The organism is Pseudomonas putida (assembly GCF_028682475.1).
GTDB classification, from domain to species: domain Bacteria; phylum Pseudomonadota; class Gammaproteobacteria; order Pseudomonadales; family Pseudomonadaceae; genus Aquipseudomonas; species Aquipseudomonas putida_AG.
The window spans coordinates 113,916-138,313 of the sequence record NZ_JANHLE010000013.1; the positions used below are offsets into that span (position 1 = coordinate 113,916).

At 59.3% G+C, this 24,398-nt stretch carries 23 protein-coding genes; 14 read left to right on the forward strand and 9 right to left on the reverse strand.

The annotated features are described in order from the left end of the window. Positions 1 to 3: 3 nt before the first annotated feature. Both NPS47_RS13410 and NPS47_RS13415 read left to right on the forward strand, forming a co-directional pair. Positions 4 to 915 (forward strand): SDR family oxidoreductase, encoded by a 912-nt coding sequence (locus tag NPS47_RS13410; RefSeq protein ID WP_274295398.1) that lies wholly within the window; start codon positions 4 to 6, stop codon positions 913 to 915. A gap of 78 nt (positions 916 to 993) precedes the next feature. Further along, complete coding sequence (locus tag NPS47_RS13415; protein ID WP_274295399.1) at positions 994 to 1,344, forward strand: hypothetical protein; 351 nt, start codon at positions 994 to 996, stop codon at positions 1,342 to 1,344. Positions 1,345 to 1,644: 300 nt separating this feature from the next. Here NPS47_RS13415 and NPS47_RS13420 read toward each other — a convergent pair whose 3' ends face one another. Next, positions 1,645 to 2,430 carry an IclR family transcriptional regulator gene (locus NPS47_RS13420; protein WP_274295400.1) on the reverse strand — a complete coding sequence of 262 codons (786 nt, stop codon included), beginning with the start codon at positions 2,428 to 2,430 and terminating at the stop codon, positions 1,645 to 1,647. A gap of 173 nt (positions 2,431 to 2,603) precedes the next feature. Between NPS47_RS13420 and hmgA the strand changes: the two genes are divergently transcribed. Genes hmgA through maiA form a run of 3 tightly spaced genes read left to right on the forward strand, consistent with a single transcriptional unit; the run spans position 2,604 to position 5,840 of the window. After that, a complete protein-coding gene (gene hmgA, locus NPS47_RS13425; RefSeq protein ID WP_274295401.1) occupies positions 2,604 to 3,905 on the forward strand; it encodes a homogentisate 1,2-dioxygenase in 1,302 nt (433 codons plus the stop codon). Positions 3,906 to 3,908: 3 nt separating this feature from the next. Then, positions 3,909 to 5,201 carry a fumarylacetoacetase gene (gene fahA, locus NPS47_RS13430; RefSeq protein WP_274295402.1) on the forward strand — a complete coding sequence of 431 codons (1,293 nt, stop codon included), beginning with the start codon at positions 3,909 to 3,911 and terminating at the stop codon, positions 5,199 to 5,201. A 12-nt stretch (positions 5,202 to 5,213) separates the two neighbouring features. Beyond that, positions 5,214 to 5,840, forward strand: a complete 627-nt coding sequence (maiA, locus tag NPS47_RS13435) for a maleylacetoacetate isomerase (protein WP_274295403.1) — start codon at positions 5,214 to 5,216, stop codon at positions 5,838 to 5,840. Between the two features lie 10 nt (positions 5,841 to 5,850). Here the strand turns inward: maiA and NPS47_RS13440 are convergent, their stop codons facing one another. Further along, positions 5,851 to 6,657, reverse strand: a complete 807-nt coding sequence (locus tag NPS47_RS13440; protein ID WP_274295404.1) for a SirB1 family protein — start codon at positions 6,655 to 6,657, stop codon at positions 5,851 to 5,853. 125 nt (positions 6,658 to 6,782) lie between these two features. Here NPS47_RS13440 and NPS47_RS13445 point away from each other — a divergent pair, with 125 nt between their 5' ends. After that, a complete protein-coding gene (locus tag NPS47_RS13445) occupies positions 6,783 to 7,802 on the forward strand; it encodes a Leu/Phe/Val dehydrogenase (protein WP_274295405.1) in 1,020 nt (339 codons plus the stop codon). A gap of 5 nt (positions 7,803 to 7,807) precedes the next feature. On the opposite strand, the gene NPS47_RS13450 is transcribed toward NPS47_RS13445, so the two are convergent. Beyond that, positions 7,808 to 8,071 (reverse strand): YebG family protein, encoded by a 264-nt coding sequence (locus NPS47_RS13450; protein WP_157194130.1) that lies wholly within the window; start codon positions 8,069 to 8,071, stop codon positions 7,808 to 7,810. Positions 8,072 to 8,308: 237 nt separating this feature from the next. On the opposite strand from NPS47_RS13450, the gene NPS47_RS13455 reads away from it, so the two are divergent. The 8 genes from NPS47_RS13455 to alaC all read left to right on the forward strand — a co-directional run bounded on the left by NPS47_RS13455 (position 8,309) and on the right by alaC (position 16,853). After that, the gene (locus tag NPS47_RS13455; RefSeq protein ID WP_274295406.1) at positions 8,309 to 8,815 is read left to right on the forward strand and encodes a disulfide bond formation protein B; all 507 of its coding nucleotides are present in this window, start codon (positions 8,309 to 8,311) and stop codon (positions 8,813 to 8,815) included. 564 nt (positions 8,816 to 9,379) lie between these two features. Further along, the gene (cyoA, locus tag NPS47_RS13460) at positions 9,380 to 10,324 is read left to right on the forward strand and encodes a ubiquinol oxidase subunit II (RefSeq protein WP_038614564.1); all 945 of its coding nucleotides are present in this window, start codon (positions 9,380 to 9,382) and stop codon (positions 10,322 to 10,324) included. Between the two features lie 3 nt (positions 10,325 to 10,327). Continuing rightward, complete coding sequence (gene cyoB, locus NPS47_RS13465) at positions 10,328 to 12,346, forward strand: cytochrome o ubiquinol oxidase subunit I (RefSeq protein ID WP_274295407.1); 2,019 nt, start codon at positions 10,328 to 10,330, stop codon at positions 12,344 to 12,346. Between the two features lie 3 nt (positions 12,347 to 12,349). After that, the gene (locus NPS47_RS13470; RefSeq protein WP_026001353.1) at positions 12,350 to 12,979 is read left to right on the forward strand and encodes a cytochrome o ubiquinol oxidase subunit III; all 630 of its coding nucleotides are present in this window, start codon (positions 12,350 to 12,352) and stop codon (positions 12,977 to 12,979) included. Further along, entirely contained in the window at positions 12,980 to 13,312 is a 333-nt protein-coding gene (gene cyoD / locus NPS47_RS13475) for a cytochrome o ubiquinol oxidase subunit IV (protein ID WP_038614561.1), read from the forward strand. Between the two features lie 11 nt (positions 13,313 to 13,323). Further along, complete coding sequence (cyoE, locus tag NPS47_RS13480) at positions 13,324 to 14,211, forward strand: heme o synthase (protein ID WP_038997062.1); 888 nt, start codon at positions 13,324 to 13,326, stop codon at positions 14,209 to 14,211. A 149-nt stretch (positions 14,212 to 14,360) separates the two neighbouring features. Then, positions 14,361 to 15,488, forward strand: a complete 1,128-nt coding sequence (locus NPS47_RS13485; RefSeq protein WP_274295408.1) for a hypothetical protein — start codon at positions 14,361 to 14,363, stop codon at positions 15,486 to 15,488. Positions 15,489 to 15,638: 150 nt separating this feature from the next. After that, positions 15,639 to 16,853, forward strand: coding sequence for an alanine transaminase (alaC, locus tag NPS47_RS13490; RefSeq protein WP_274295415.1), 1,215 nt, complete (start codon positions 15,639 to 15,641; stop codon positions 16,851 to 16,853). Positions 16,854 to 16,909: 56 nt separating this feature from the next. Here the strand turns inward: alaC and NPS47_RS13495 are convergent, their stop codons facing one another. The 6 genes from NPS47_RS13495 to tssI all read right to left on the reverse strand — a co-directional run. Beyond that, complete coding sequence (locus NPS47_RS13495; RefSeq protein WP_274295409.1) at positions 16,910 to 17,938, reverse strand: helix-turn-helix domain-containing protein; 1,029 nt, start codon at positions 17,936 to 17,938, stop codon at positions 16,910 to 16,912. Further along, positions 17,935 to 18,879 (reverse strand): hypothetical protein, encoded by a 945-nt coding sequence (locus NPS47_RS13500; protein ID WP_274295410.1) that lies wholly within the window; start codon positions 18,877 to 18,879, stop codon positions 17,935 to 17,937. Before NPS47_RS13500 ends, NPS47_RS13495 begins: the two co-directional genes overlap by 4 nt. Positions 18,880 to 18,889: 10 nt before the next feature. Next, on the reverse strand, positions 18,890 to 19,822 hold the full coding sequence (locus tag NPS47_RS13505) for a hypothetical protein (protein WP_274295411.1): 933 nt from the start codon (positions 19,820 to 19,822) through the stop codon (positions 18,890 to 18,892). Further along, a complete protein-coding gene (locus tag NPS47_RS13510; RefSeq protein WP_274295412.1) occupies positions 19,819 to 22,512 on the reverse strand; it encodes a toxin VasX in 2,694 nt (897 codons plus the stop codon). Before NPS47_RS13510 ends, NPS47_RS13505 begins: the two co-directional genes overlap by 4 nt. Continuing rightward, on the reverse strand, positions 22,509 to 23,075 hold the full coding sequence (locus NPS47_RS13515; protein WP_274295413.1) for a DUF4123 domain-containing protein: 567 nt from the start codon (positions 23,073 to 23,075) through the stop codon (positions 22,509 to 22,511). Before NPS47_RS13515 ends, NPS47_RS13510 begins: the two co-directional genes overlap by 4 nt. Next, positions 23,072 to 24,398: type VI secretion system tip protein TssI/VgrG (gene tssI, locus NPS47_RS13520; RefSeq protein WP_274295414.1), on the reverse strand; the 1,327-nt coding region annotated here is incomplete at its 5' end. The genes tssI and NPS47_RS13515, both read right to left, overlap by 4 nt.

The window sequence follows — 24,398 nt, forward strand, 5'->3', positions numbered from 1 at the left end:
AGCATGAGCGATTCTGTGCGCCTGGACGATAAAGTGGTGATTGTCACCGGAGCTGGCGGCGGCCTGGGCCGGGCGCATGCCTTGCTGTTTGCCCGCCACGGTGCGCGGGTTGTGGTCAACGATCTGGGCGGTTCGACCCACGGCGAAGGCGCCAGCGCTTCTGCGGCCGACCGGGTGGTGGCGCAGATTCGTGAAGCCGGCGGCACGGCAGTGGCCAACCACGACTCGGTGGCCGACGGGCAGCGTATTGTCGAGCAGGCACTGGACAGCTTTGGCCGGGTCGATGTGCTGATCAACAATGCCGGGATCCTGCGTGACAAGACCTTTCACAAGATGGAAGACAGCGACTGGGAGCAGGTCTACCAGGTACATGTCGAAGGCGCCTATAAAGTGACCCGTGCGGCCTGGCCGCATCTGCGCGAGCAGAACTGGGGCCGGGTGATTTTCACCGCCTCGACCTCAGGTATCTATGGCAACTTCGGCCAGGCCAACTACGGCATGGCCAAACTGGGACTGTATGGTCTGACCCGAACCCTGGCCATTGAAGGACGCAAACACAACATTCTGGTCAACGCCATCGCTCCCACCGGTGGTACCCGTATGACTGAAGGGTTGATTCCGCCGCAGGTATTCGAGCAGCTCAAGCCGGAACTGGTCAGCCCGTTGGTGGTGTACCTGGGCAGCGAGCAATGCCAGGACAGTGGCGGTCTGTACGAAGTGGGTGGCGGCTGGGTCGGCAAAGTACGCTGGGAGCGTAGCCTGGGCGTGGGTTTCAACCCGCATCACGGCTTTAGCCCAGAGGATGTTGCGGCTAACTGGCAGGCAATTGGCGACTTTACTGATGCCGTACACCCGCGTGACACCCTCGAGGCGTTGCAGCAGATGATGGCCAATCTGCAGAGGTTTTCCCGCTAGCCAAGACTGTCTGAGGTTGTGGTCGCCGAACGATCTTCCCTATGCTGGGCGGCCATGATCGATGCAGGAGTACAAAGGATGTACGAGTCCAGAACCGAAGCGGTCATTTCGTCCCGCCAGTTCCGCTTTCGCTTGCTGCGCCATGGCCTGGCAGCCTGCCTGCTGCTGATCGCTTCGATCCTTTTCGGCGTGCTCGGGCACCTGTATTTCGAACCGCACATTCCCCTGCACGATGCAATCTTCAATGCCACCTTGCTGCTGGGTGGGGTAGGGCCGGTGATCTTGCCCGAGAGCATTGGCGGCAAGCTGTTCTTTGCCGGTTATGGTTTGTATGTCGGGTTGGTGTTTGTCGCCAGTATCGGCTTGATCCTGGCGCCTGTCGCGCATCGACTGTTGCATCGGTTTCACTTTGACGATGCGGATGATTGATCTCACCGGGTAGCCATAAAAAAGGCCGCTGCAGTGCAGCGGCCAAGTAAGACGTAGATCAAGGAGCTTCAAAATCAACGTCGGTGAACCCGATGCCGGGAGGCGGGGTGTACACGCCTGAAATGCCCGGGCCAGAGCGGCTGCCAGTGATGGCGCGGTCCAGCTGCAAACAGGATAAGCGGCTGACCCGGAAGGAAAAATAGCCAATTGTGACATTCACTGTTGCGCTGCTGGCAACAGTGCGGCGTTGCTCACACTAGCGCAGCATCCTGTGAATGAGTGTGAGCCTTTGTAAGCAATTCACTGGGCTGCTTCATAGCCCATGCGCCAGCTGATCATGTTCGCCGCTGCCATCAATTGCTGCGCAGCCGGGCCCTCTTCGTCGGCATGAAAGATCGACGTCGGGCCGACCACGGTCAACACCGCGACAATCTGGCCAAAGGCATTGAACACTGGCGCCGAGAGGGCATCGACGCCGGGCATCAGCAAGCCATGGACATGGTGCAGACCACGCTGACGGATAGTGGCGAACAGCGCCTCATAGTCGCTGGCGCTGTGCCCAAGGGCAGCCAGCTCCTGGTCACGCAGTTCGACAGTCTCACGCGCCGGCAAGTAAGCGCCGAACACCAGCCCGGTCGAGGAGCTGAGCAGGGGCAGCACCGAGCCGATCTGGGTCACGACGGTCACCGCGCGGACTGCCGGTTCGATATTGACCACGGTTGCCCCCTGGTTTCCCCAGACGGCAATAAAGCAGCTTTCGTTCAGTGCGTCGCGCAACTGCGACAACGGCATGGCGGCGACTTTCAGCACGTCCATCCCGCCCAGGGCCGCAAGGCCCACGCGCAAGGCTTCGCGGCCCAGCGCATAGTGGTTGGTGGCCGGATTCTGTTCGGCAAACCCGCTGGCAATCAGCGCCTGCAGGTAGCGATGCACCTTGCTCGCCGGCATGTCGACATGTTCGGCCAGGCGCGACAGGGAAGTCGAGGGTGACAGCTGCGCCAGGGCCTTGAGGATATCGGTACCGACTTCGGCCGAGCGGACCTTCTGTTTGCCGGCGCTATCGGCGGGGGAGCTGGCTTTGGCCATGGTGCATTCGATCCGGGTAGTCCAGGTGGGCGTCTTTATAGCTTGACGGTCTTCGTCAATCAAATTACGTTATGCGTAATGTAATTACGATAAAAATAACGCAGAAGTGTTGCTAGCGTGAACGGCGCGCAGCCAACTGCCATCAACCGGCCTGCACTGGGCCCGGAGGCTCGATGAACCTCGACAGTACCCCCGTCCTCGATTATCTGAGCGGTTTCGGCAACGAATTCGCCAGCGAAGCCTTGCCCGGCGCCCTGCCGGTCGGGCAGAACTCGCCGCAAAAGGCGCCTTACGGGCTGTATGCCGAATTGTTCTCCGGCACCGCCTTCACCATGACCCGCAGCGAGATGCGCCGTACCTGGCTGTATCGCATTCGCCCGTCGGCCCTGCATCCACGCTTCGAGCGTCTGGAGCGGCAGTTGGCCGGTGGCCCGCTGGGCGCGGTGACGCCCAACCGTTTGCGCTGGAGCCCGCAGCCTATCCCGAGCGAGCCGACCGACTTCATTGATGGCTGGGTCGCCATGGCGGCCAACGCCGGCAGCGAGAAACCTGCCGGTATCAGCATCTACAACTACTGCGCGAACCGCTCCATGCAGCGGGTGTTCTTCAACGCCGACGGTGAACTGCTGCTGGTGCCGGAGCTGGGCCGCCTGCGCCTGGTCACCGAACTGGGTGTGCTGGACGTCGAACCGCTGGAAATCGCCGTGATTCCGCGCGGCTTGAAGTTCCGTGTCGAATTGCTCGACAGCCAGGCCCGCGGCTACATCGCCGAGAACCATGGCGCACCCATGCGCATTCCGGACCTGGGACCGATCGGCAGCAACGGCCTGGCCAACCCGCGAGATTTCCTCGCACCGGTCGCGCACTATGAGGACCATCAGGGTCCAGTGCAGTTGGTGCAGAAGTTTCTCGGCGAGCTGTGGGGCTGCGAGCTCAATCATTCGCCACTGGACGTGGTCGCGTGGCATGGCAACAACGTGCCGTACAAATACGACCTGCGCCGTTTCAACACCATCGGCACGGTCAGCTTCGACCACCCGGACCCGTCGATTTTCACCGTGCTCACCTCGCCGACCAGTGTGCCGGGCATGGCCAACCTCGATTTCGTGATCTTCCCGCCACGCTGGATGGTGGCCGAGAACACCTTCCGCCCGCCTTGGTTCCACCGCAACCTGATGAACGAGTTCATGGGCCTGATCAAGGGCGAATACGATGCCAAGGCCGAAGGCTTCCTGCCCGGCGGCGCGTCCCTGCACAGCTGCATGAGCGCCCATGGCCCGGATGCGGAAACCTGCGCCAAGGCCATCGCCGTCGACCTTGCGCCGAACAAGATCGACAACACCATGGCCTTCATGTTCGAGACCAGCCAGGTGCTGCGTCCGAGCCGCCATGCCCTTGAGTGCCCGCAGCTGCAGGCCGACTACGATAGTTGCTGGGCCTCGTTGCCGAGCACCTTCACCCCGAATCGGAGATAACCCATGAATCAGTCCGCCATTGCCCGCAGTTGGGTCGAACACGCCAACGGGCATCGCGATTTTCCGCTGCAGAACCTGCCGCTGGGGATCTTCACGCACAAGGATCAGGCCAAGCGCTGCGGCGTGGCCATTGGCGATGCGATTCTCGACCTTGAAGGCGCGCTGGCTGCCGGTCTGTTCGAGGGCCAGGCGCGTGCCGCCGTCGAGGCGACCCGTGGTGGCGCCCTGAATGCTTACTTTGCCCTGGGCCGTGTTGCCCGCGTGGCACTGCGCGAGCGTCTGCTGCAACTGCTCGGCGAGCACAGCGAACATCAGGCGGCGCTCAAGCCACTGCTGCTTGCCAGCGCCGAGTGCCAACTGCACTTGCCGGCCCGGATCGGCGACTACACCGACTTTTATGTCGGCATTGAGCACGCCAAGAACGTTGGCAAGCTGTTCCGCCCGGACAACCCGCTGCTACCCAACTACAAGTACGTGCCGATCGGTTATCACGGCCGTGCTTCGACCATTCGCCCGTCCGGCACCGACGTGCGCCGACCCAAAGGCCAGACCCTGCCAGCCGGGCAGAGCGAGCCAAGCTTCGGCCCCTGCGCGCGCCTGGACTACGAGCTGGAACTGGGCATCTGGATCGGCCAGGGCAACGAGATGGGCGAGTCGATTCCGGTCGCCGAAGCGGCCGAGCACATTGCCGGTTTCTGCCTGCTCAATGACTGGTCGGCCCGTGATATCCAGGCCTGGGAATACCAGCCACTCGGCCCGTTCCTGTCCAAGAGCTTCATCTCGACGGTGTCTCCTTGGGTGGTGACCGCCGAAGCGCTGGAGCCTTTCCGCTGCGCTCAACCATCGCGCCCTGACGGTGATCCGCAGCCGCTGGCGTACCTGCTGGACAAACGCGACCAGGCGGCCGGTGCGTTTGATATCGAGCTGGAAGTGCTGCTGCTGACCGAGCGCATGCGCGAGCAAAACCTGCCGGCCCACCGCCTGACCTTGAGCAATACTTTAAGCATGTACTGGACCGTCGCGCAGATGGTCGCTCACCACAGCGTCAACGGTTGCCAGTTGCAGCCGGGTGACCTGTTTGGTTCCGGTACCTTGTCGGGCGCCCAGCCTGGCCAGTTCGGCAGCCTGCTGGAAATTACCCAGGGCGGCAAAGAGCCGGTGCAGCTGGCGTCGGGTGAAGTGCGCAAGTTCCTCGAGGACGGTGACGAGATCATCCTGCGTGCCCGTTGCGTGCGTGAGGGTGTGGCATCGATCGGTTTCGGTGAATGCCGCGGCAAGATTCTTCCAGCCAGGTAAGAGGGCAGGGCCATGGATCTGTTCAACTACTACCGCTCGACCTCGTCGTATCGGGTAAGGATCGCCCTGGCGCTCAAGCAGCTTGAGTACCAGTACGTGCCGGTCAATCTGCTCAAGGGCGAGCAGCGCGAGGAACATTTCCTCGCGCTCAATCCCCAGGGCCGGGTGCCGGCCTTGCGGATCGACTCCGGTGAACTGCTGGTGCAGTCACCGGCGATCATCGAGTACCTGGAGGAGGTTTATCCACAGCCGGCGCTGCTGCCCGAGGAGCCTGTGCTGCGCGCCCAGGTTCGTGGCGTGGCGGCGCTGATCGGGTGCGATGTGCATCCGCTGCACAACGTCAGTGTGCTCAATCAGCTGCGCGGGTTGGGCCATAACGATGAGCAGGTCAATGCCTGGATCGCGCACTGGATCAGCCAGGGGCTGGCGGCAGTGGAGCACCTGATCGGTGATAGCGGCTTTTGCTTTGGTGAAGAGCCCGGACTGGCAGATGTTTATCTGATTCCGCAGCTGTATGCCGCAGAGCGCTTCAATATCAGCCTCGCCGACTACCCGCGTATCCGCCGCGTCGCAGCATTGGCCGAGGAGCACCCGGCGTTTGTCCAGGCTCATCCGGCAAAACAGCCCGACGCGCCTTGAGCGCTGATGGCTAGTGCACCGAGGGGGGCGGTTGATGCAACTGCCCCAGCCGCTCCGTCAGGCGCAGGCGCTGGATCGGATCGTCACTGAGCAGCAGCGCGTACTCCAGGTCGTAGCGTTCGGCCTGGGGGCAGTCCAGGTGCTGGTACAGGGTGGCACGGGCCAGGTAGTCGCTGGCGGTGGCCGGGCCCAGTTGCAGCACCCGTTCGGCGTCCTTCAGTGCTGCCAGGTCATCGTCGTGGGTTGAATGCAGCTGGCGCAGGTTGCGTGACAGGCGCTGGAGCATCTGCTTGGGCGTGGCGGTGAGCAGGTGATCGGCGTTGAGCTGCAATTGCGGACCGAACTGGCGGCCGAGCAGTTCGCGACAGTCGGCAGGGTAAAGCCTGCGGCCACCGCAAGGGTCGAGCAGGTGGTCGGCACCGGGTACGCGCAAGAGAAAATGCCCGGGAAAATTCACCCCTTCCAGCGGAATCGACAAGCCACGCGCCAATTCCAGGGTCAGCAAGGCCAGGGCCAGTGGCTGGCCGCGCCGCCGCTCCAGCACCTTGTCGAGCAAGGCCGCTTGTGGGCGTATCGGGTGGTATTCATCCTGCTGGAACCCCAGCGCATTGAGACGGCGCAATAGCGGCTGGGCCAGCTCGCTGAGCGGCAGCATCGGCAGGCCGGCGCTGACTTCCTGTTGTAGTGTTTTGACTTCAAGCATGATCAGCTGGGGCTGAACGCAGCTGTCATGTTCGGCGGCGACCCACAGCGCGGCCTCCAGCAAGGCAACCGGATCACGTTCCAGGCAGGCGATACAGGCTTGGCGTGGGTTCATGAAAATCTCCGCTCAAGCTTATTTTGTAGCGCTGGCCAGGCCTTTCGTCCAGTGGTCCGGGTGTTGTCATCATTCGGCAAAGCGCGGCCTATACTGGGATCAGCACCTCACTGAGGAGCCCGCTGATGTTCGCGCTGATGCAAAGCACTCGCACGCAATCGCTGCACCTGTGCGTCGACCCGCCAACCGGTCTGAAAGCCGTGGTCGCCATTCACAGCGAGCACCTGGGACCGGCCATGGGCGGCTGTCGTTACCTGGCCTATCCAGACGATGACAGCGCCATGATCGATGCCATACGCCTGGCCCAGGGCATGAGCTACAAAGCCGCACTGGCTGGCCTGCCACTGGGGGGCGGCAAGGCGGTGATCATCCGCAACCCGCATGTGGAAAACCGCGCGGCCTTGTTTGAGGCCTTTGGTCGCTTTGTCGAGACGTTGCAAGGACGCTTTATCACGGCAGTAGACAGCGGCACCTCGACGCTGGACATGGATTGCATTGCCCAGAGTACCCAGCATGTCACCAGCACCACGGCAGCGGGCGATCCTTCGCCGCATGCTGCCATGGGCGTGTTCGCCGGCATTCGCGCCACCTCCATGGCACGCCTGGGCAGCGACAACCTCGAAGGATTGCGCGTGGCTGTGCAGGGGCTGGGAAACGTTGGCTATGCATTGGCCGAGCAGTTACATGCTGCTGGCGCCGAGTTGCTGGTCAGCGACCATGACCCGGGGCGGGTGCAACTGGCCATCGAGCAGTTCAATGCCCGACCGGTAGCCAACGAGATGCTGATCAGCACACCCTGCGACATCTTCGCCCCGTGCGGCGTCGGGCCGGTGCTCAATGGTCAGAGTGTGATGCAGCTGCGCTGTGCGGCAGTGGCGGGGGCGGCCAACAACCAGCTGACCACCTTGCAGGTGGCCGATCAACTGGAAAGCCGCGGGATCCTCTATGCACCTGACTACGTCATCAATGCCGGTGGCCTGATCTACGTGGCGCTCAAGCACAGTGGCGAGGACCTGGGCACCATTACCGCGCACCTGGCGCGCATTCCATCACGGCTGACCGAAGTGTTTGCCCACGCCCAGGCAGAAAAGCGCTCACCTGCACGGGTAGCGCAGATGCTTGCCGAACGCTTGATCTACAGCTGACGGGGTTACTCGGCGGCAGTGTCGGCGAGCAACTCGGACAAGGCGTCTGGCTGGCTTTTGAACGCCTTGGCAAATACGTCGCGGTTCTTGGCCATATAGATGCCGGCGTCCTCGACCTGTTGTTCGCTGAGCGACGGTACGGCTTTTTTCAGGACCTCGGCGAGCAGCTCGGCCAGTTCGAGCATCTTGTCGTGACGGTCAGCTTCGGCTTTATCCATGAACAAGCGCTCCAGATCGCGGCTGCTGCGGTATACCACTTCGACGGCCATTCATCACCTCACATGCCTTTTGATTATCGATGTGCTCGATACTGTTTATTTGTACAGTGTTAATGATAGGGTAATCCACAGGACTAAGATAGTGGCAATTCAGCATTCTGCTGAGCGTCGCCAGCCAGGCCGGCCTGAACGAGTCTGGCGCGGCACTTTTACCGTTCTTAAAGGTCTTGTTGAGCGTGTAGAATTGCGCGCAGGCAGTCGAGCCATTCAGTCAACCAAGGATATGCAATGAACGAGCAAACATCGCGCCTGAACCGGGAACGGCGCTTTCTGGTACTGCTGGGGGTGATCTGCCTGGCCTTGATCGGCGGTGCCCTGTACATGCAGATCGTGCTCGGCGAGGCGCCTTGCCCGCTGTGTATCCTGCAGCGTTATGCGCTGCTGTTTATTGCCGTGTTTGCCTTCATTGGCGCTGCCATGCCCGGACGCCGCAGCCTGACCGTCCTCGAAGGCCTGGTCGTTCTGAGTGCCATTGGCGGCATTGCTGCAGCCGGCAACCATGTGTATATCCTCGCCAACCCGGCGGTCAGCTGTGGCATCGATACCCTGCAACCGATCGTCGACGGCCTGCCGTTGGCGTCGTTGTTGCCGCTGGTGTTCCAGGTCGATGGCTTCTGCTCCACGCCGTACCCACCGGTAATGGGACTTTCCCTGGCGCAATGGGCATTGCTGGCCTTTATCCTGACGGCTGTTCTGGTGCCTCTGGGCATCTACCGCAACCGCCGCAAGCCTTAGACAAAAGTCACGTGTTGATGCAAGTCTGACGTGCAATGGAACTTTCATTCAATGTCGCACCTGCATTGACCTAGATCAAGCCTGAGCCCTTGCAATACAAGGGTTTCAGGGGTATTGAGCGGGGTGCGACAAACTGTCGCGAAACTGATTTTTCAGGCTTGATTGTTGTCAATTCTGTAAAAGACTGTTGCTCAATTAGTCATAGTCATTGAATGACGACCTATCTACAATCGCCCCCAATTTCCGTTCGGCACCGCTTGCGAGTCGCAGGATTAAAGGAGCTTCAGGGCTCTTTTTGCTGACTCTGACGAGCATCGCCTGCGGCGATGCCGGGCTGACCCCCCTCCGTGATTTCCCGCACCAAATGGAATTGGTCTGAACACAGGCCTGTTGCCTACGAAGTCAAAACAATAAACACCGTAATACCCGGTTTATGCCGAGCCGCCGCAGCTGGCCTCAAGGCATGACCGTATTCGATCCCATAAATGCTGACGCTTGGCAGGACGAAGTGTTGGCGACCAAAACACAAATTGCATTGAAGCAAGCTGCTCTAGAGGTCGTGAGATGAGTAAAAAGCGTTACCCCAGACTGTTTGGCATTCTGCCCTTTTTAGGCATGCTTTTACTCAGTGGGTGCAACTGGACCCTGCTCGACCCGAAGGGCCAGGTCGGCATTGAGCAAAAGAACCTTATCCTCATCGCTACCGGCTTGATGTTGCTGGTGGTGATTCCTGTCATTTTCATGACCATCGCGTTCGCCTGGAAGTATCGCGCTTCCAACAAGGCTGCGACCTACACCCCAGACTGGTCGCACTCGACCAAGATCGAAGTGGCGGTCTGGACCATCCCGGTCCTGATCATCATTGCCCTGGGCTATGTGACCTACAAGACCACCCACGAGCTGGACCCGTATCGTCCGCTGGTTTCCGACGTGAAGCCGGTGCAGATCGACGTGGTTGCCCTGGACTGGAAATGGCTGTTCATCTACCCGGAACAAGGCATTGCCACGGTCAACAAGATCGTCTTCCCGGCCAACACCCCGGTCAACTTCCGCGTGACCTCCGACTCGGTGATGAACTCGTTCTTCATTCCGGGCCTGGGCGGCCAGATCTACGCGATGGCGGGCATGACCACCAAGCTGCACCTGATCGCCAACGAGAACGGCGAGTTCGACGGTATCTCGGCGAACTACAGCGGTGCTGGCTTCACCGGTATGAAGTTCAAGGCAACTGCCACTTCCCAGGCCGATTTCGAGGCATGGGTGAACGAAGTCAAGCAATCGCCTAAACAGCTGGATGCGGCTGAATATGCGGCATTGGCCAAAACTAGCGAAAACAATCCAGTCGCGCTGTACAGCGTGGCCTCGCCTGAGCAGTTCCAGTCCATCGTCGACAAGTACGAAGGCATGAACCGCGGTCGGCCGGTCCACGAAAAAGAGCAGAGCAAAGAAGCGGCCGGTACCGAAGGGATGGACGTGAGTATGCATTCAGCTGCTGGGGCAGAGGAGTAAGAGATGTTCGGTAAACTAAGTCTGGATGCGATTCCGTATCACGAGCCGATAGTCATGGTGACACTCGCCATGATCGCGCTCGGCGGTCTCGCGTTGGTGGGTGCAATCACCTATTTCAAAAAATGGACCTACCTGTGGTCCGAGTGGCTGACTTCGGTCGACCACAAGAAAATCGGGGTGATGTACATCATCGTCGCGATGATCATGCTGCTGCGCGGCTTTGCCGACGCCATCATGATGCGCACGCAGCTGGCCATGGCCACCGGCGGCTCCGAGGGCTACCTGCCTCCCGAACACTATGACCAGATCTTCACCGCTCACGGTGTGATCATGATCATCTTCATGGCCATGCCATTCTTCACCGGCCTGATGAACCTGGCCCTGCCTCTGCAGATCGGTGCGCGTGACGTTGCCTTCCCGTTCCTCAACTCCCTGAGCTTCTGGCTGCTGGTGTCCGGCGTCGTGCTGGTCAACGTGTCCCTGGGTGTCGGTGAGTTCGCCAAGACCGGCTGGGTCGCGTATCCACCGCTGGCGGGTATCCAGTACAGTCCTGGCGTGGGTGTCGACTACTACATCTGGGCGCTACAGCTATCGGGTCTGGGTACGACGCTAACGGGTGTCAACTTCCTTGCCACCGTGCTGAAAATGCGCGCGCCTGGCATGAAGCTGATGGACATGCCGATCTTCACCTGGACCTGCACCTGGGCCAACGTCCTGATCGTTGCTTCGTTCCCGATCCTGACCGCTGCTCTGGCACTGCTGACTGTTGACCGTTATCTGGACTTCCACATTTTCACCAACGAGCTTGGTGGGAACCCGATGATGTACGTCAACCTGTTCTGGGCCTGGGGTCACCCTGAGGTTTACATCCTGATCCTGCCGGCTTTCGGTGTGTTCTCGGAAGTCACCTCGACCTTCGCCGGTAAACGCCTGTTCGGCCACAAGTCGATGATCTACGCTTCCGGCGCGATCGCGGTACTGGGCTTTGCGGTATGGCTGCACCACTTCTTCACCATGGGTTCAGGCGCCAGCGTCAACACCTTCTTCGGTCTGGCGACCATGCTGATCTCGATTCCGACCGGGGTGAAGCTGTTCAACTGGCTGTTTACCATCTACCAGGGCCGCCTGCGCTTCACCGCGCCGGTGATGTGGACCCTGGGCTTCATGGTTACTTTCTCGATCGGTGGTATGACCGGCGTGCTGCTGGCTGTTCCAGGTGCTGACTTCGTTCTGCACAACAGCCTGTTCGTAATCGCTCACTTCCACAACGTGATCATCGGTGGTGCGGTATTCGGCTACATCGCCGGCTTCGCCTTCTGGTTCCCGAAAGCCTTCGGTTTCACCCTGAACGAGAAGTGGGGCAAAGCTGCCTTCTGGTTCTGGATCTCCGGTTTCTACGTGGCCTTCATGCCACTGTACGCACTGGGCTTCATGGGTATGACCCGTCGTCTGAACCACTCCGACAACCCACTGTGGGAACCCTACCTGTACGTAGCCGTAGTCGGCGCCGTGCTGATCCTGTTCGGTATCGCCTGCCAGCTGATCCAGCTGTACGTGTCGATCCGCGATCGCAAGGACAACATGGACGTGACCGGCGACCCATGGGGCGGCCGTACCCTGGAATGGTCGACTTCGTCGCCACCTCCGTTCTACAACTTCGCCACCATGCCTGAGAACGTCGATCTGGACGCCTGGCACGAAACCAAGCAGGCCGGCAAGGCTTACAAGGTTCCGGCCAAGTACGAAGCGATCCACATGCCGAACAACACCTCTACCGGTGTGTTCATGGGTGCGTTGCTCACCGTATTCGGTTTCGCCTTCATCTGGCACATCTGGTGGCTGGTTGCTGCCAGCCTGGTTGGCACCATCGCTGTCTTCGTTGCCCACGCTGCGCGTGACGACCAGGGCTACATGGTTCCAGCAGAAGAAGTGGCGCGTATCGAAGGCGAGCGCATGAAGGCCCTGGGCCTGGCTACCGGTTCGCCGGCTGGCGCACGTGTCAAATCGTTTGAACGGGTTTAATCAATGTCCAGTCATGTAATCAATGCAGACACGCATGCTCATGGTCACGACCATGGGCATGACGATCACCACCACGACTCGGGCCAGATGACCGTCTTCGGTTTCTGGCTGTACCTGATGACCGACTGCATCCTGTTTGCGTCGCTCTTCGCCACCTACGCGGTGCTGTCCGGCAGTTTTGCCGGCGGCCCGTCGGGTCACGACATTTTCCAGCTGGACTTTGTCGCGGTTGAAACCGCACTGCTGCTGTTCTCGAGTATCACCTTCGGCTTCGCCATGTTGCAGATGTTCAAAGGCAACAAGGGCGGCGTGCTGGGCTGGCTGGCTGTCACCTTCCTGTTCGGTGCCGGCTTCATCGCGATGGAAGTCTATGAGTTCCATCACCTGATCGCCGAGGGCTTCGGCCCGCAGCGCAGTGGCTTCCTGTCGGCGTTCTTCGCGCTGGTCGGTACTCACGGTCTGCACGTAACCGCAGGTCTGATCTGGATGGCGGTGATGATGTACCAGATCAACAAGCACGGTATCACCGGCACTGCCAAGACCCGCATGAGCTGCCTGAGCCTGTTCTGGCACTTCCTGGACGTGGTCTGGATCTGCGTGTTCACCGTCGTGTATCTGCTGGGGGTTCTGTAAATGGCTAACGCACATAACAGCCACGCCGAGGGCAACCACGGTAGCGTCAAGTCGTACGCGATCGGCTTCATCCTGTCGGTGATCCTGACCGCGATTCCATTCGGTCTGGTGATGTTCCCGAGCATGCCGAAGGACATCACCATCATGGTGGTGGTGGCCCTGGCGGTCATTCAGGTGGTGGTACACCTGGTGTACTTCCTGCACATGGACAGTTCCAAAGAGCAGAGCTCCAACGTGTCGACCTTCCTGTTCACGGTGATGGTCATTGCACTGTTGGTCGGCCTGTCGCTGTGGATCATGTTCAGCATCCACACCAGCATGATGGCGAAGTGAGGTAAGACGACATGTCCGTTAAGCACTTTATCCAAATCACCAAACCGGGGATCATTTTCGGTAACGTGCTTTCTGTGGCAGGCGGTTTCTTCCTTGCCGCGCAAGGGCATGTCGACTTCATGCTGTTCCTGGCCACGGTGATTGGCACTTCGCTGGTGGTGGCGTCCGGTTGCGTGTTCAACAACTGCATCGACCGTGACATCGACATCAAGATGGAGCGCACCAAGAACCGTGCAATGGTTCAGGGCCAGATCTCGCTGAAAGTCGCGCTGGCCTACGCCACCCTGCTCGGGGTGGCCGGCCTTGGTCTGCTGTATGTGCAGGCCAATGCCCTGGCGGCGCTGTTCGGCCTGATCGGCTTCGTCATCTACGTGGGTTTCTACAGCCTGTACCTGAAGCGTAAATCGGTGCACGGCACCCTGGTTGGCAGCCTGTCCGGTGCCATGCCTCCGGTGATCGGCTACTGCGCCGTGAGCAACAGCTTCGACCTGGCTGCCTTGACCCTGCTGGTGATGTTCAGCCTCTGGCAGATGCCGCATTCCTATGCCATCGCGATCTTCCGCTTCAACGACTACCTGGCTGCTTCGATTCCGGTCCTGCCGGTCAAGCGCGGCATCCTGGTGGCCAAGAAGCACATCCTCTGGTACATCGTGGCGTTCCTGGTCGCGACCTTGATGCTGACCCTGGGCGGTTACGCCGGTATGAGCTACATGGCGGTTGCCGCCGCCATGGGCATGTACTGGCTGTACATGGCCTGGACCGGCTACAAGGCTGTCGATGATCGCCTGTGGGCCCGCAAGCTGTTCGTGTTCTCGATCTTCACCATCACTGCCCTGAGCGTGATGATGTCGCTCGACACCAAGGTGCCGACCGAGCTGTTGCTGACCTACGCACATTGATACCGATGTGCTGAAAAAAGCCCCGGGCGCAAACGCCCGGGGCTTTTTTTTGCCTGGAAAACCGCTCTCCAAAAGGCAGGATTGCCGACTGAACGACGCGCGTCGCGGTTGTTAGTGTGCGGCCACTTCAACCGAGGGAGAGCCCCACCATGAGTGTTTTGACAGTGTACTTCTGCGGTACCGGTTCGCACCGTTTCGACGACCGCAACCCCAATTTCTGGAACGGCGAGCTGGTCGCGACCCTGGCCGCCAACCATCAAGGCCACCAGTACGCCCACTGGATCGCCATCGATGGCCCTGGCAGCGGCAACCTGCAAAGTGACGACCTGTTCATCGAGAACCAGGCGTACGGCCTCAGCGGTACCCTGTTCGGCGCAGGCTGGGAACAGAACGTTGCCCATGCCCTGCAGGTGATCAAGGGGCGCTGCAGCTGGCAACGGGAAAAGCTCACCGAGGACGAATACAATCGCCTCAAGGCGGCCGGCGCGCCAATCGAGGATGTGAAGAAGGAAGGTTCCTGGTTCTGGCGTCACTTTGATTATGGCGACCGTGGCGTTACCCAGCAGGAGTTGCAGGAAGGCATCATCAAGTTGCACCGCAAGGGCGGGCTGATCCCCAGCCAGGTCAATATCGTTGGCTGGAGCCGTGGCGGTATCAGCTGCCATATGCTGGCCAACGCCATGGCCGATGATCCCGAACTCAGCCAGGTGCCGGTGAACATCTTCGCCATCGACCCCGTCCCCGGGATCAACAACCTGCAACCGCACCGCCTGCACCTGCGCGCCAACGTCAGGGAGTATGTGGGCTTCTACTCGCGTGACGAGCGCTCCAAAGGCTTCGCCTGTGTGATCCCGGCGGCCCATCCTGATACCCGTACACACATCTACCCGCTGCCAGGCCGCCATGCCACCCTGGTCGGCAATGCCTCGGCGGACGGTGCCGGCGATGGCAAACACCTGCCCGAGCCAGGCTTGCTCGTGCGTCACTTTGCCGAGACCTGCCTGACACGCTGGCAGGTGCCCCTGCAAAAGCGCCTGGAGCTGAGTGATGAGCAAGTTGCCGAATACCTGGATGTGCTGGATCGTGACGATGCGCAGTACAAGGCCATGCGCGCGCATTCCTACACGCTGATAAGCGAGTCCGAAGGTGACGACCGGCGCGTTCATCAGGGGGATCTCACCAAACCATTCAGCTATGTGCGCGGTAGCGATCTGTTGCCGCAAACAGGGCTGGATGTGGCCACCTGGCGCTCGATGGATTTCGATCCCATCCGCTGATGAGTTCATGCGTCGTGGCCGGGTACGGGTGCCCGGCCACGATCAAGGGGCTTTACAGCCACCCGCGTGACGTTCTATCTTGCCGCCTCGGCCACCGCAGTGGCCAACGTCGCTCGGACGGTTCCGGGCGCTTACGTCTTCGAGGAAGCCATGGCTGACCAAGGTTCGCCGCGCCGCTTTGCGCGCATTGATCGTCTCCCCCCTTACGTCTTCAACATCACCGCCGAACTCAAGATGGCCGCACGCCGTCGTGGCGAGGACATCATCGACCTGAGCATGGGCAACCCGGATGGGGCTACGCCGCCGCACATCGTCGAAAAACTGGTGCAGGTCGCCCAGCGTGAAGACACCCACGGCTACTCGACCTCCCGCGGCATTCCACGCCTGCGCCGGGCCATCTCGCGTTGGTACCAAGAGCGCTACGAGGTTGAGATCGACCCGGAAAGCGAAGCCATCGTCACCATCGGCTCCAAGGAGGGCCTGGCCCACCTGATGCTCGCCACCCTGGATCATGGCGACACGGTGCTGGTACCCAACCCCAGCTATCCGATCCATATCTACGGTGCCGTGATTGCCGGCGCCCAGGTGCGTTCGGTGCCGCTGGTGCCGGGGGTGGACTTCTTCAACGAGCTGGAACGGGCGATCCGCGAATCGATCCCCAAGCCGAAGATGATGATTCTCGGCTTCCCCTCCAACCCGACTGCGCAGTGCGTCGAGCTGGACTTCTTCGAACGGGTGGTGGCGCTGGCCAAGCAGTACGATGTGCTGGTGATCCACGACCTGGCCTACGCCGACATCGTCTACGACGGCTGGAAGGCACCATCAATCATGCAGGTGCCGGGCGCCAAGGACATCGCGGTGGAGTTCTTCACCCTGTCCAAGAGCTACAACATGGCCGGCTGGCGGATCGGCTTCATGGTCGGTAACCCCGAGCTGGTCAGCGCCCTGGCGCGGATCAAGAGCTATCACGACTACGGCACCTTCACACCGCTGCAGGTGGCGGCGATTGCGGCGCTGGAAGGTGATCAGCAATGCGTACGCGACATTGCCGAGCAATATCGCCAGCGCCGCAACGTGCTGGTCAAAGGCTTGCACGAGCTGGGCTGGATGGTCGAGAACCCCAAGGCATCGATGTATGTCTGGGCGAAAATCCCTGAGGAGTACGCGCACCTGGGTTCACTGGAGTTCGCCAAGAAGCTGCTGGCCGAGGCCAAGGTGTGTGTGTCGCCGGGTATCGGCTTTGGCGACTATGGTGATGACCATGTGCGCTTTGCCTTGATCGAGAACCAGGACCGGATTCGTCAGGCGGTGCGCGGCATTCGCCAGATGTTCCGGGCTGATGGGGTCGGTAAGGCGCAGAAATAAGGCAGTCACCACCTCTTTGCGCCTGACCTGGTCCAGATAATCGCCCGTCAGGCGCACTACTTTTCCACCTTTTCCCCCTTCCGAAAACGCAGGTGAAGCATTGGACGCGATGTTTCGCTTTCAGCGCGGGTGGAATGGCCAAAACCCGTTTTCGGTCCAACGGCGTGCCGCGATCCGGCGACCGGCTCCATCTTCCCGCCGTCACGCACAAAATCAATGACCTCTTTGATCCGGCGACTGCGTAGCCAGGCAATCCATTGGACAAGCTCGGTGTGCCCCTGCTGCTCAATCATCTGCAGGAAACGCTCCTTCCAGCGCGTACAGGCGCTTTCGCTAAGTCCAGTGCGTCGCTGCAGATCAACGATGCTCTCGCCATTGATCAGCCCTTGGGCAAAGCCCAGCCAGTGTTCTGGATAGTTTAATCGGCACAGCAACGTGCCTTTAATCAAGCTCACCGTGCTCCAACAGCCAGGACAGACAAAAGTGGGGCGTCGCTCATCGACACGCCGCATATCAGGCGAACCACACTTCGGGCAGACAGCCTGCCGAGTGCTCAGCACGTGCTCTAACCCACCCAGGAACGCCTGGGCTTGAGCCGCAATATGCGCGGGTGGCTCCAGCTTGGTGCGATCGTGTCGCGCAGACCACCAGTGGTACAGCGCCGGAAACTCTTTGGCCATTACGGCACGGCATGGCTTGATCCAGCGCCACGTGGTGGTGTGGGAAACACCCAAGGCTTTGGCAATAGCGGCGGGGGGCCAACCCGCTAACAAGTGATGAGCATGGGCTGGCCACAGGTGCGAAAGTCCATACTTCGAGAACGGATGCTTGGTCAGACAGTTAAAACCTTTATTGCAGGCAATGCAGCGGTAGTAGGGCAGGCGCAGGTTATGACGGGCTTCCAGCCTGAAACGTGGATGGCCGCACCGTGGGCACTTGACCGGTGATTTATTGGGTAGCTCATGTAAATGCTGGATAAAGGCGTCCGCCTGGCTGTGCAGTTCGACGGGCAGGCACCGGTGATAGTCGGGTGGAACCTGGACATCGGGCGTCGAGCTTGAGTTTTTCGTATCACTGTTTTTCACTCAGCGCCTTCCTCTTTTTTACTTTCCAGATCAACCAGGCGCGTGGTGGGGCCATTGGCTTTTAAGCGTTCAGTAACAAGGCTGGGCCAGCGGTTGCGGGAGCGGCGTTTGGCAATGCTGTAGGTGAATTCCTTTATTCGATCCTGGGGGTAGAGCATTGGCTCGAGTATCAGCAGTGCGAAATCACTGCCACTCAAGTAATTCTTGCCACCCGCCTCCTTCTTCGCCTGTTTGATCCGCGCCAGAGTATGTTTGAAGCTGTCGCTCATATTGAATCGTACGGCCAGCTGGCTTTTTACGAATGCATCCGACGCACTGTGATTGCCGTGCTCGTCGAAGTAAGGGCCATTGTTCATATAGGAACGAATGTATTCCCAAAAACCTTTTTGTAACGCCAGTGATTTTCCGAAGGGTGCCCCCAAGCTGATCATCAGGGCTGTCTCCGGCTCTTCAGATTTCCACACTTTTATTTCCAGTGAAGCGTTTTGAATGCTACCGATATGGGTGCCAACCAGTTGAAACTCGTTGGTTACAGCGGTAATGCCGTCCCACGGGGTGTGGAATAGTTCGCCATCATGGTCGAAGTACACTTCACGGGTGCGGCGGTTGAACAGAATGGGAAGAGGTAGGGGGCGTAGGATTTCCCATAGGAATGGTGCCAAAAACATCGGCAGGCAAATTCCAAGCATGATGTACAGACCAGTTGGTTCAGAATTTTTCAAGAGGCTGTAAATACCTACAGCCACACCTCCGATAAGAACCCAACCACCAAGCCCAGAAAGCGCCCCTCGATCGGATTCCCCACCTGCTTGCAAAGTCAGGTAGTTCTCGGTGTGCTCATCGACGATAAACAACTCCATCGGCTGTTCCCCTGTCGACTTATCCGCCTCAAGTATTACCGTGGGTGTGGAGTTGTATCGGGATTCTTCTGGCGTATTCATATAACTTTACTCAGTGCCGCTCACACTCAAGATCAACAAGGCGCGTGGTGGGGCCATTGGTTTTCAAGCGTTCGGTAACAAGGCTGGGCCAGAGGTTACGGGAGCGGCGTTTTGCAATGATATAAGTGAGCTCCTGGATTCTGGCCATGGGGTAAAACATAGGTTCGAGTATCAGCATCGCAAAATCACTGCCACTTAAGTAGTTTTTTCCGCCCGCGTCCTTTTTCGCCTGTTTTATCCGCACCAGGGTATGTTTAAAGCTGTCGCTCATTTTGAATCGTACGGCCAACTGACTTTTTACGAACGCATCCGACTCGCTGTGATTACCGTGTTCGTCAAAGTAAGGGCCGTTGTTCATATAGGCACGGATGTATTCCCAGAAGCCTTTTTGTAATGCCAGTGATTTGCCGAAGGGCGCCCCAAGGCTGATCATCAGCGCCGTTTCCGGCTCTTCGAATTTCCATACCCTGATTTCAAGCGAAGCGTTTTGAATGCTGCCGATTTGAGCTCCAACCAACTGAAATTCATTTATTACAGCGATAATACCATCCCATGGGGTATGAAATAGTTCACCATCGTGATCGAAGTACACTTCTCGGGTGCGGCGGTTGAATAGAATAGGGAGGGGTAATGGACGTAAAGTCTCCCATAGAAATGGTGCCAAAAGTAAAGGTATGCCTGTAGAAAATGCCAAATAGGTGATGTCGAACTCGCCTTGCAGTGCTCCTATAAGTCCAACTCCAAGCATTGTGCAGCCACCAAATCCACCCAATATACCTGTCAGCATGCCTCGATCAAAGTCACCGCCCGCTTGCAAAGACAAATAATTCTCGGTGTGCTCATCGACGATAAACAACTCCATCGGCTGTTCCCCCGTCGATTTTTCAGCCGCAAGTATTACGGTGGACGTTTGACTATTTTGTGGTTGTTCTGACGCACTCATATCCATGCTCGTTCCGTAATGCTCACTGCAGGCAGCGTCAGCCCTTCACGCGGGGAGTAAATTAATTCGCCGTCTATACGCCGTAAGTCCCTATCACCAATTTTATGGTATACGCGGCGATAAGGTGTTATGCCGGCTTGTATAGGAATGCGGGTGCCGCTATGTCGAGCAAAGTCTCTACCTGTCCATTCGACTTTTATGATTTGATCGGCGTAATACCCGAGTGTGTCGCCCCAAACCTCCTGGCCTTTAAAATGGATCTCGCCGTCTATTAGTTCTACGTTTTCGCCGGGCAGCTTCAGTACTAGGTAAGTGGAAAAGACTTGCCCTTGGTAAGGGTTTAGCTCTGCTAATCGATAGGCATCAATGCTGACCGGAAAAAGAATGGGATATAACCTTTCCATGGACTGGGCATAGCTATGCGCCCAGTCCTTATTCGTTCTAATGCCGAAGTAGCTGTTCTTGACCCATTGTTCGAGCGGAGTATCTTTTGTGTAGATCCGAGCAATCACTCCACCTACAATCACTGTGGCGAGCCCAAGTAACTTGGCCCCCAGATGCGGAACTACGTTGAGCCCCCTGGCAATAGCCGCCGCATCCCCAGCTATCACCGCGGCCCGTGCGGCTCGGAATGCCCGGAATGCGTGGACCTGAATCCTGATACTGGCCAGCGACGCGCTAGCCACTACCAAGTTCGCGGACATGGTGTCAAAGTCGCCCATTTGGTAGGCCTCAAAGGCATCTACCCCGTAAAGCACGACATCGAATGCCAGAAAGATGCTTTGCGCCAAAGAAGTGATAGCGGTGAGTTTCAAGGCATTGGCTAAAAGTAGCCGGGATGAAATTGAGGTGCTACCGCTTTGCCGGGCGACTGATGCCCAATTAACCTCGGCCACACGTTGAATTACCGTAGCAGCAGCTGCAGCGACACCAACTGCAGCACCGGCCATGCTAAACGCGCTCTGGTACGTCCGCTTTTCATAAAACTGATCCGATGCCCATATAAAATTAACGCCCGCCACCAACGTCACAATCGACTTGATCGGCGCCTTGCTCAACGCACCTTTCAAATCAAAAACACTACTGAGATCAGCACCTGCTGCGAGGTTGACCGGCAATGGCGGCAGCTTGGTACTCGCCGGTACCAGGTGCATAAACGGGATGCTTTCACTTACCGCACCGGCCAAGGGAGCAACGTTGAGTCGGGCGGGCAAGGTGTTGCGGGTGCCTATCAGGTCGCTGTACCACTCGCCCAGTTGCCGCGGCGTGACGCCCACGGTCTGAATGCGCTGACCACTGCGGGCCAATGCGGCGGCCATGTAAATGCGTCCGGCGGTGCTGGCGGCATTTTCCGCTTGATGCAAGTGCAGGCCGGCAACCGGTGCGAGGGCTAGAAACAAGGCTTCAATACTGGAGGCCGGCGCACGTTGACTGAGCTTTTCAGCCGTCTTGTTCATTGCCTCTGCATAACCAAAGGCTTTGCTCAGCTGAGTGGCGCCGTCCTTGAGCGATGGGCCATTGTCGTGGGCCGTATCGCTCAGATCGATCAGGTATTTTATTTCACCAACGCCCAGCCTTTTCGGTAAGCCCAGCAATGCCCAGAGCAACCAGGGTTTGCCTTGTGCGTTCCCTTCAAGGCTCAACGTTATGGCCTTGGCGCCTGTACTGGTACTCGCTGGGCCCAGGCAGGCGGCAGCGAACTGCACCTCCAAGGCCTCGCGGCTGGCTGGCAGCGTGATGTCGAAGTGGCCGCAGGCGCTGTCCATACTGGACGGGCCTTTGCTCTGCAGGGTGTTGAACCAATCGACCCAGAGCTGCGCCAGCCGACGCATATCGACGGTGTAGTTGCATTGCTGCATGTTCTGGTCATCCCAGACGCGGTTCAACGCCTCATAGCGAGTGATCAAGCGCAACTGCGCTTTCAGTTGCTCATCGCTATTCATCAACGACTTTAAAACATCCGCAATGGCCCACTCTTCAGCGTGATGTTCCTGGTAACTGTCAAACCCCGCCTTATGCGCGCGCATCAGCGCGGCGAGATCGAGCAGCACGCCCCATGCATCATCAATGACCGCGTAAGTATGCTGTTCGCAACGCGCCATCTGCTTTTGCACGTTCAGCCAGTTCAGCGCGTGTTGCGTTTCAGGCTCACTGCTCCAGCCGTAGTGCGTTGCATCACTGTATTCGCCAATGTGCTTTTTGATCGCATCAATCTGGCCACTGAGCGGCGCCACACCCGGCACAAACGTGCGCATGATGCGCTGACGCACGGCGGGGTCTTGTTTGGCGGCTTGATACTGCGGCTCACTCCAGCGCACCGGCGACCACACCAAACCGGCAGGCTCGCCGGCCCTGAGCAACAGGTGCGGCTGGGTCCGGGTATCAATTACCCGCCCGGCCCGTGAGGTTTGCGTGAGTTGCGCCGATTCGACCTGATATTCCACCAGCTTGGCTGGCGTGCTTTCCCAAACGTAGAGCCAACCATCACGCAGCAGGCGCGAGGTGTAATTCAGCGCTCGCCCGCTGACGTCAGGATGGCGCGGGCCAAGCTCAGGAAATTGACCGTTCAGCGGCGGCAGATCGTAGGCGCTGACATCGACAGCCGCCGTAGGCCCCAAGGCATAGCGCAACGGCAATACCGCGGCAAGCAGCGGGCAGGTCCCGTAAGGGGCTTGATTATCCTGAGTCATGAATGTTGCTCCGTGTTGGCCGGCAAGCTGAGCGCGTGCATGAGCGCGTCGGGCAAGGTGATTTGTGCCGCCAGACCTTTATCCGCCGGAGCCGCATCACGCTCAGGCGCTTCGTTCGTCCATGCACACACCGAGGCGCCGCCATGGCGCAACCAGACGCTCTCCACGCCAAACCAGAAGCCTGCAGGCCATTGGGCACCTGCCAGGCGTGCGCGATCGAGTACGGGGCCATCAGCCAGGCGTAGCCAGAATTCGCGTTGTTGTTCATCAAGAATGCGTAAGCGGCGTTGCAGGAATGGCAGCAATTGCCAGGCGCTTTTATGCGAGGCCAGCCACACCCCGCGCTGCAACTCGTCGCCGCCCCACCAGGCGCGATGAGCGGCACCGCCGGGTGAGGCATCGAGTAAAAACGGCCCGGCCCCTGTAATCGGTTGGTATGGGGTTCCCCTGAACAGTGGCCGGGGATTGTCTGAGCCGTAGTGTTGATTCAGCCAGTCGAAGGCATCGTTGTAGTGAGCACCGTCAACTAGCAGGAGTCCCTTGTTCGGGGGCATGGACGTCATGCTTTTGCCTCCCCGGTTTCCGGCGGTTGTTGGGCGGCATCGCACACCGGGCAAATGCCGGAGCTGGCTTCACGGAAAACCGCGTTCTGTTTGAGCAGGGCTTCCATGGGGATGGCGTTGCTGCTGGTTGTCAGTGCGGCCCCAGGCAGCGCCGACATTGCAGGCATGGCCGCCACCGGTGCGCCGCCGATTTGAATTTCGCTACTGCTGAAGATGCCGCCTGGGCCAATGACGATATGCTGACCACCGCCTTTCAAGCTGAGGTTGGCCCCAGCGTCTAGCACGATTGAGTGGCCCGCCTTGAGGTGTACTTGCTGACCGGCCTCGATCACCAGCGTTTGCCCGACCCGGCTATGGCTGCTGTCGGCGACTTGCAGGTAGTCGTTGGCCTTGAGCTCGACCTTGCGATCGGCCGTCACGCTGCGCTGGTCTTCGCCTTCCAGCACCACGATGCTGTTGCCTTTGATGGTTTCCCGGCGTTCGTTACCCACTTCCAGCTGGCTGTCGTTCTCGATCTTCTGCTCCAGGTCGCGCTGGGCACGCAGGTAGATTTTTTCCTGCCCGGCCCGGTCTTCAATCGACAGCTCGTTGTAGCCACCACCGGCGGGCGAACTGCGGCTGCGCAACACGGTTTTGGTTTTGTTCGCGGGCAACGGGTACGGCACCGCCGTGCGGGTATTGGGCACGCAGCCGGTAATCAACGGCTGGTCGGGATTGCCCTCCAGGTAGGTCACCACCACTTCCATACCGATGCGCGGAATGGTCACCGCGCCAAAGCCCTCGCCAGCCCAACTGGATGAAACCCGTAGCCAGCAACTGCTCTTGTCGCTGTTCAGCTCGGCGCGGTCCCAATGGAACTCGACTTTGACCCGGCCATGCTCATCGCAAAAGATTTCTTCGCCTTCAGGTCCGGTAACGCGCGCTGTCTGGCTGACCAGCACCGATTCGCGTGTGACCAGCGGTGGCCGGTAGAACACGTCCCAGGGGATGGCGCTGAAGCTGTTCCGGTAGCCTTGACTGAAGCCGTCTTTAGGCGGTTTTTCGCTGCTGGCCGACTCCTCCAGCACCTGCGGCTGCTTGCCTTCGTGCGTCACACTGAGCAATAGCCACAAGTCGTTGCAGGCTTTGCGCGGGTGTTCGCGCAGGTCGAAGAAATGACCGCTGCGCAAGTTCGGCTGATCGCTTTTGCCTTCGGCCAGCTGGTAGTCGCTGCGGTGCCGTTCCAGGGCCTGACGGGCCAGCTGTTTGCCGCGTTCTTCGGTGTCGATCGGCGTGGGATAGTGGTAATCCTCAAGCGCCGGCTTGAACTCGGCGGTGCACTGG

Coding starts and splice junctions, on each gene's coding strand:
- NPS47_RS13410 (WP_274295398.1), top strand. CDS start 4: ATGAGCGATTCTGTGCGCCTGGACGATAAAGTGGTGATTGTCACCGGA.
- NPS47_RS13415 (WP_274295399.1), top strand. CDS start 994: ATGTACGAGTCCAGAACCGAAGCGGTCATTTCGTCCCGCCAGTTCCGC.
- NPS47_RS13420 (WP_274295400.1), bottom strand. CDS start 2,430: ATGGCCAAAGCCAGCTCCCCCGCCGATAGCGCCGGCAAACAGAAGGTC.
- hmgA (WP_274295401.1), top strand. CDS start 2,604: ATGAACCTCGACAGTACCCCCGTCCTCGATTATCTGAGCGGTTTCGGC.
- fahA (WP_274295402.1), top strand. CDS start 3,909: ATGAATCAGTCCGCCATTGCCCGCAGTTGGGTCGAACACGCCAACGGG.
- maiA (WP_274295403.1), top strand. CDS start 5,214: ATGGATCTGTTCAACTACTACCGCTCGACCTCGTCGTATCGGGTAAGG.
- NPS47_RS13440 (WP_274295404.1), bottom strand. CDS start 6,657: ATGAACCCACGCCAAGCCTGTATCGCCTGCCTGGAACGTGATCCGGTT.
- NPS47_RS13445 (WP_274295405.1), top strand. CDS start 6,783: ATGTTCGCGCTGATGCAAAGCACTCGCACGCAATCGCTGCACCTGTGC.
- NPS47_RS13450 (WP_157194130.1), bottom strand. CDS start 8,071: ATGGCCGTCGAAGTGGTATACCGCAGCAGCCGCGATCTGGAGCGCTTG.
- NPS47_RS13455 (WP_274295406.1), top strand. CDS start 8,309: ATGAACGAGCAAACATCGCGCCTGAACCGGGAACGGCGCTTTCTGGTA.
- cyoA (WP_038614564.1), top strand. CDS start 9,380: ATGAGTAAAAAGCGTTACCCCAGACTGTTTGGCATTCTGCCCTTTTTA.
- cyoB (WP_274295407.1), top strand. CDS start 10,328: ATGTTCGGTAAACTAAGTCTGGATGCGATTCCGTATCACGAGCCGATA.
- NPS47_RS13470 (WP_026001353.1), top strand. CDS start 12,350: ATGTCCAGTCATGTAATCAATGCAGACACGCATGCTCATGGTCACGAC.
- cyoD (WP_038614561.1), top strand. CDS start 12,980: ATGGCTAACGCACATAACAGCCACGCCGAGGGCAACCACGGTAGCGTC.
- cyoE (WP_038997062.1), top strand. CDS start 13,324: ATGTCCGTTAAGCACTTTATCCAAATCACCAAACCGGGGATCATTTTC.
- NPS47_RS13485 (WP_274295408.1), top strand. CDS start 14,361: ATGAGTGTTTTGACAGTGTACTTCTGCGGTACCGGTTCGCACCGTTTC.
- alaC (WP_274295415.1), top strand. CDS start 15,639: ATGGCTGACCAAGGTTCGCCGCGCCGCTTTGCGCGCATTGATCGTCTC.
- NPS47_RS13500 (WP_274295410.1), bottom strand. CDS start 18,879: ATGAATACGCCAGAAGAATCCCGATACAACTCCACACCCACGGTAATA.
- NPS47_RS13505 (WP_274295411.1), bottom strand. CDS start 19,822: ATGAGTGCGTCAGAACAACCACAAAATAGTCAAACGTCCACCGTAATA.
- NPS47_RS13510 (WP_274295412.1), bottom strand. CDS start 22,512: ATGACTCAGGATAATCAAGCCCCTTACGGGACCTGCCCGCTGCTTGCC.
- NPS47_RS13515 (WP_274295413.1), bottom strand. CDS start 23,075: ATGACGTCCATGCCCCCGAACAAGGGACTCCTGCTAGTTGACGGTGCT.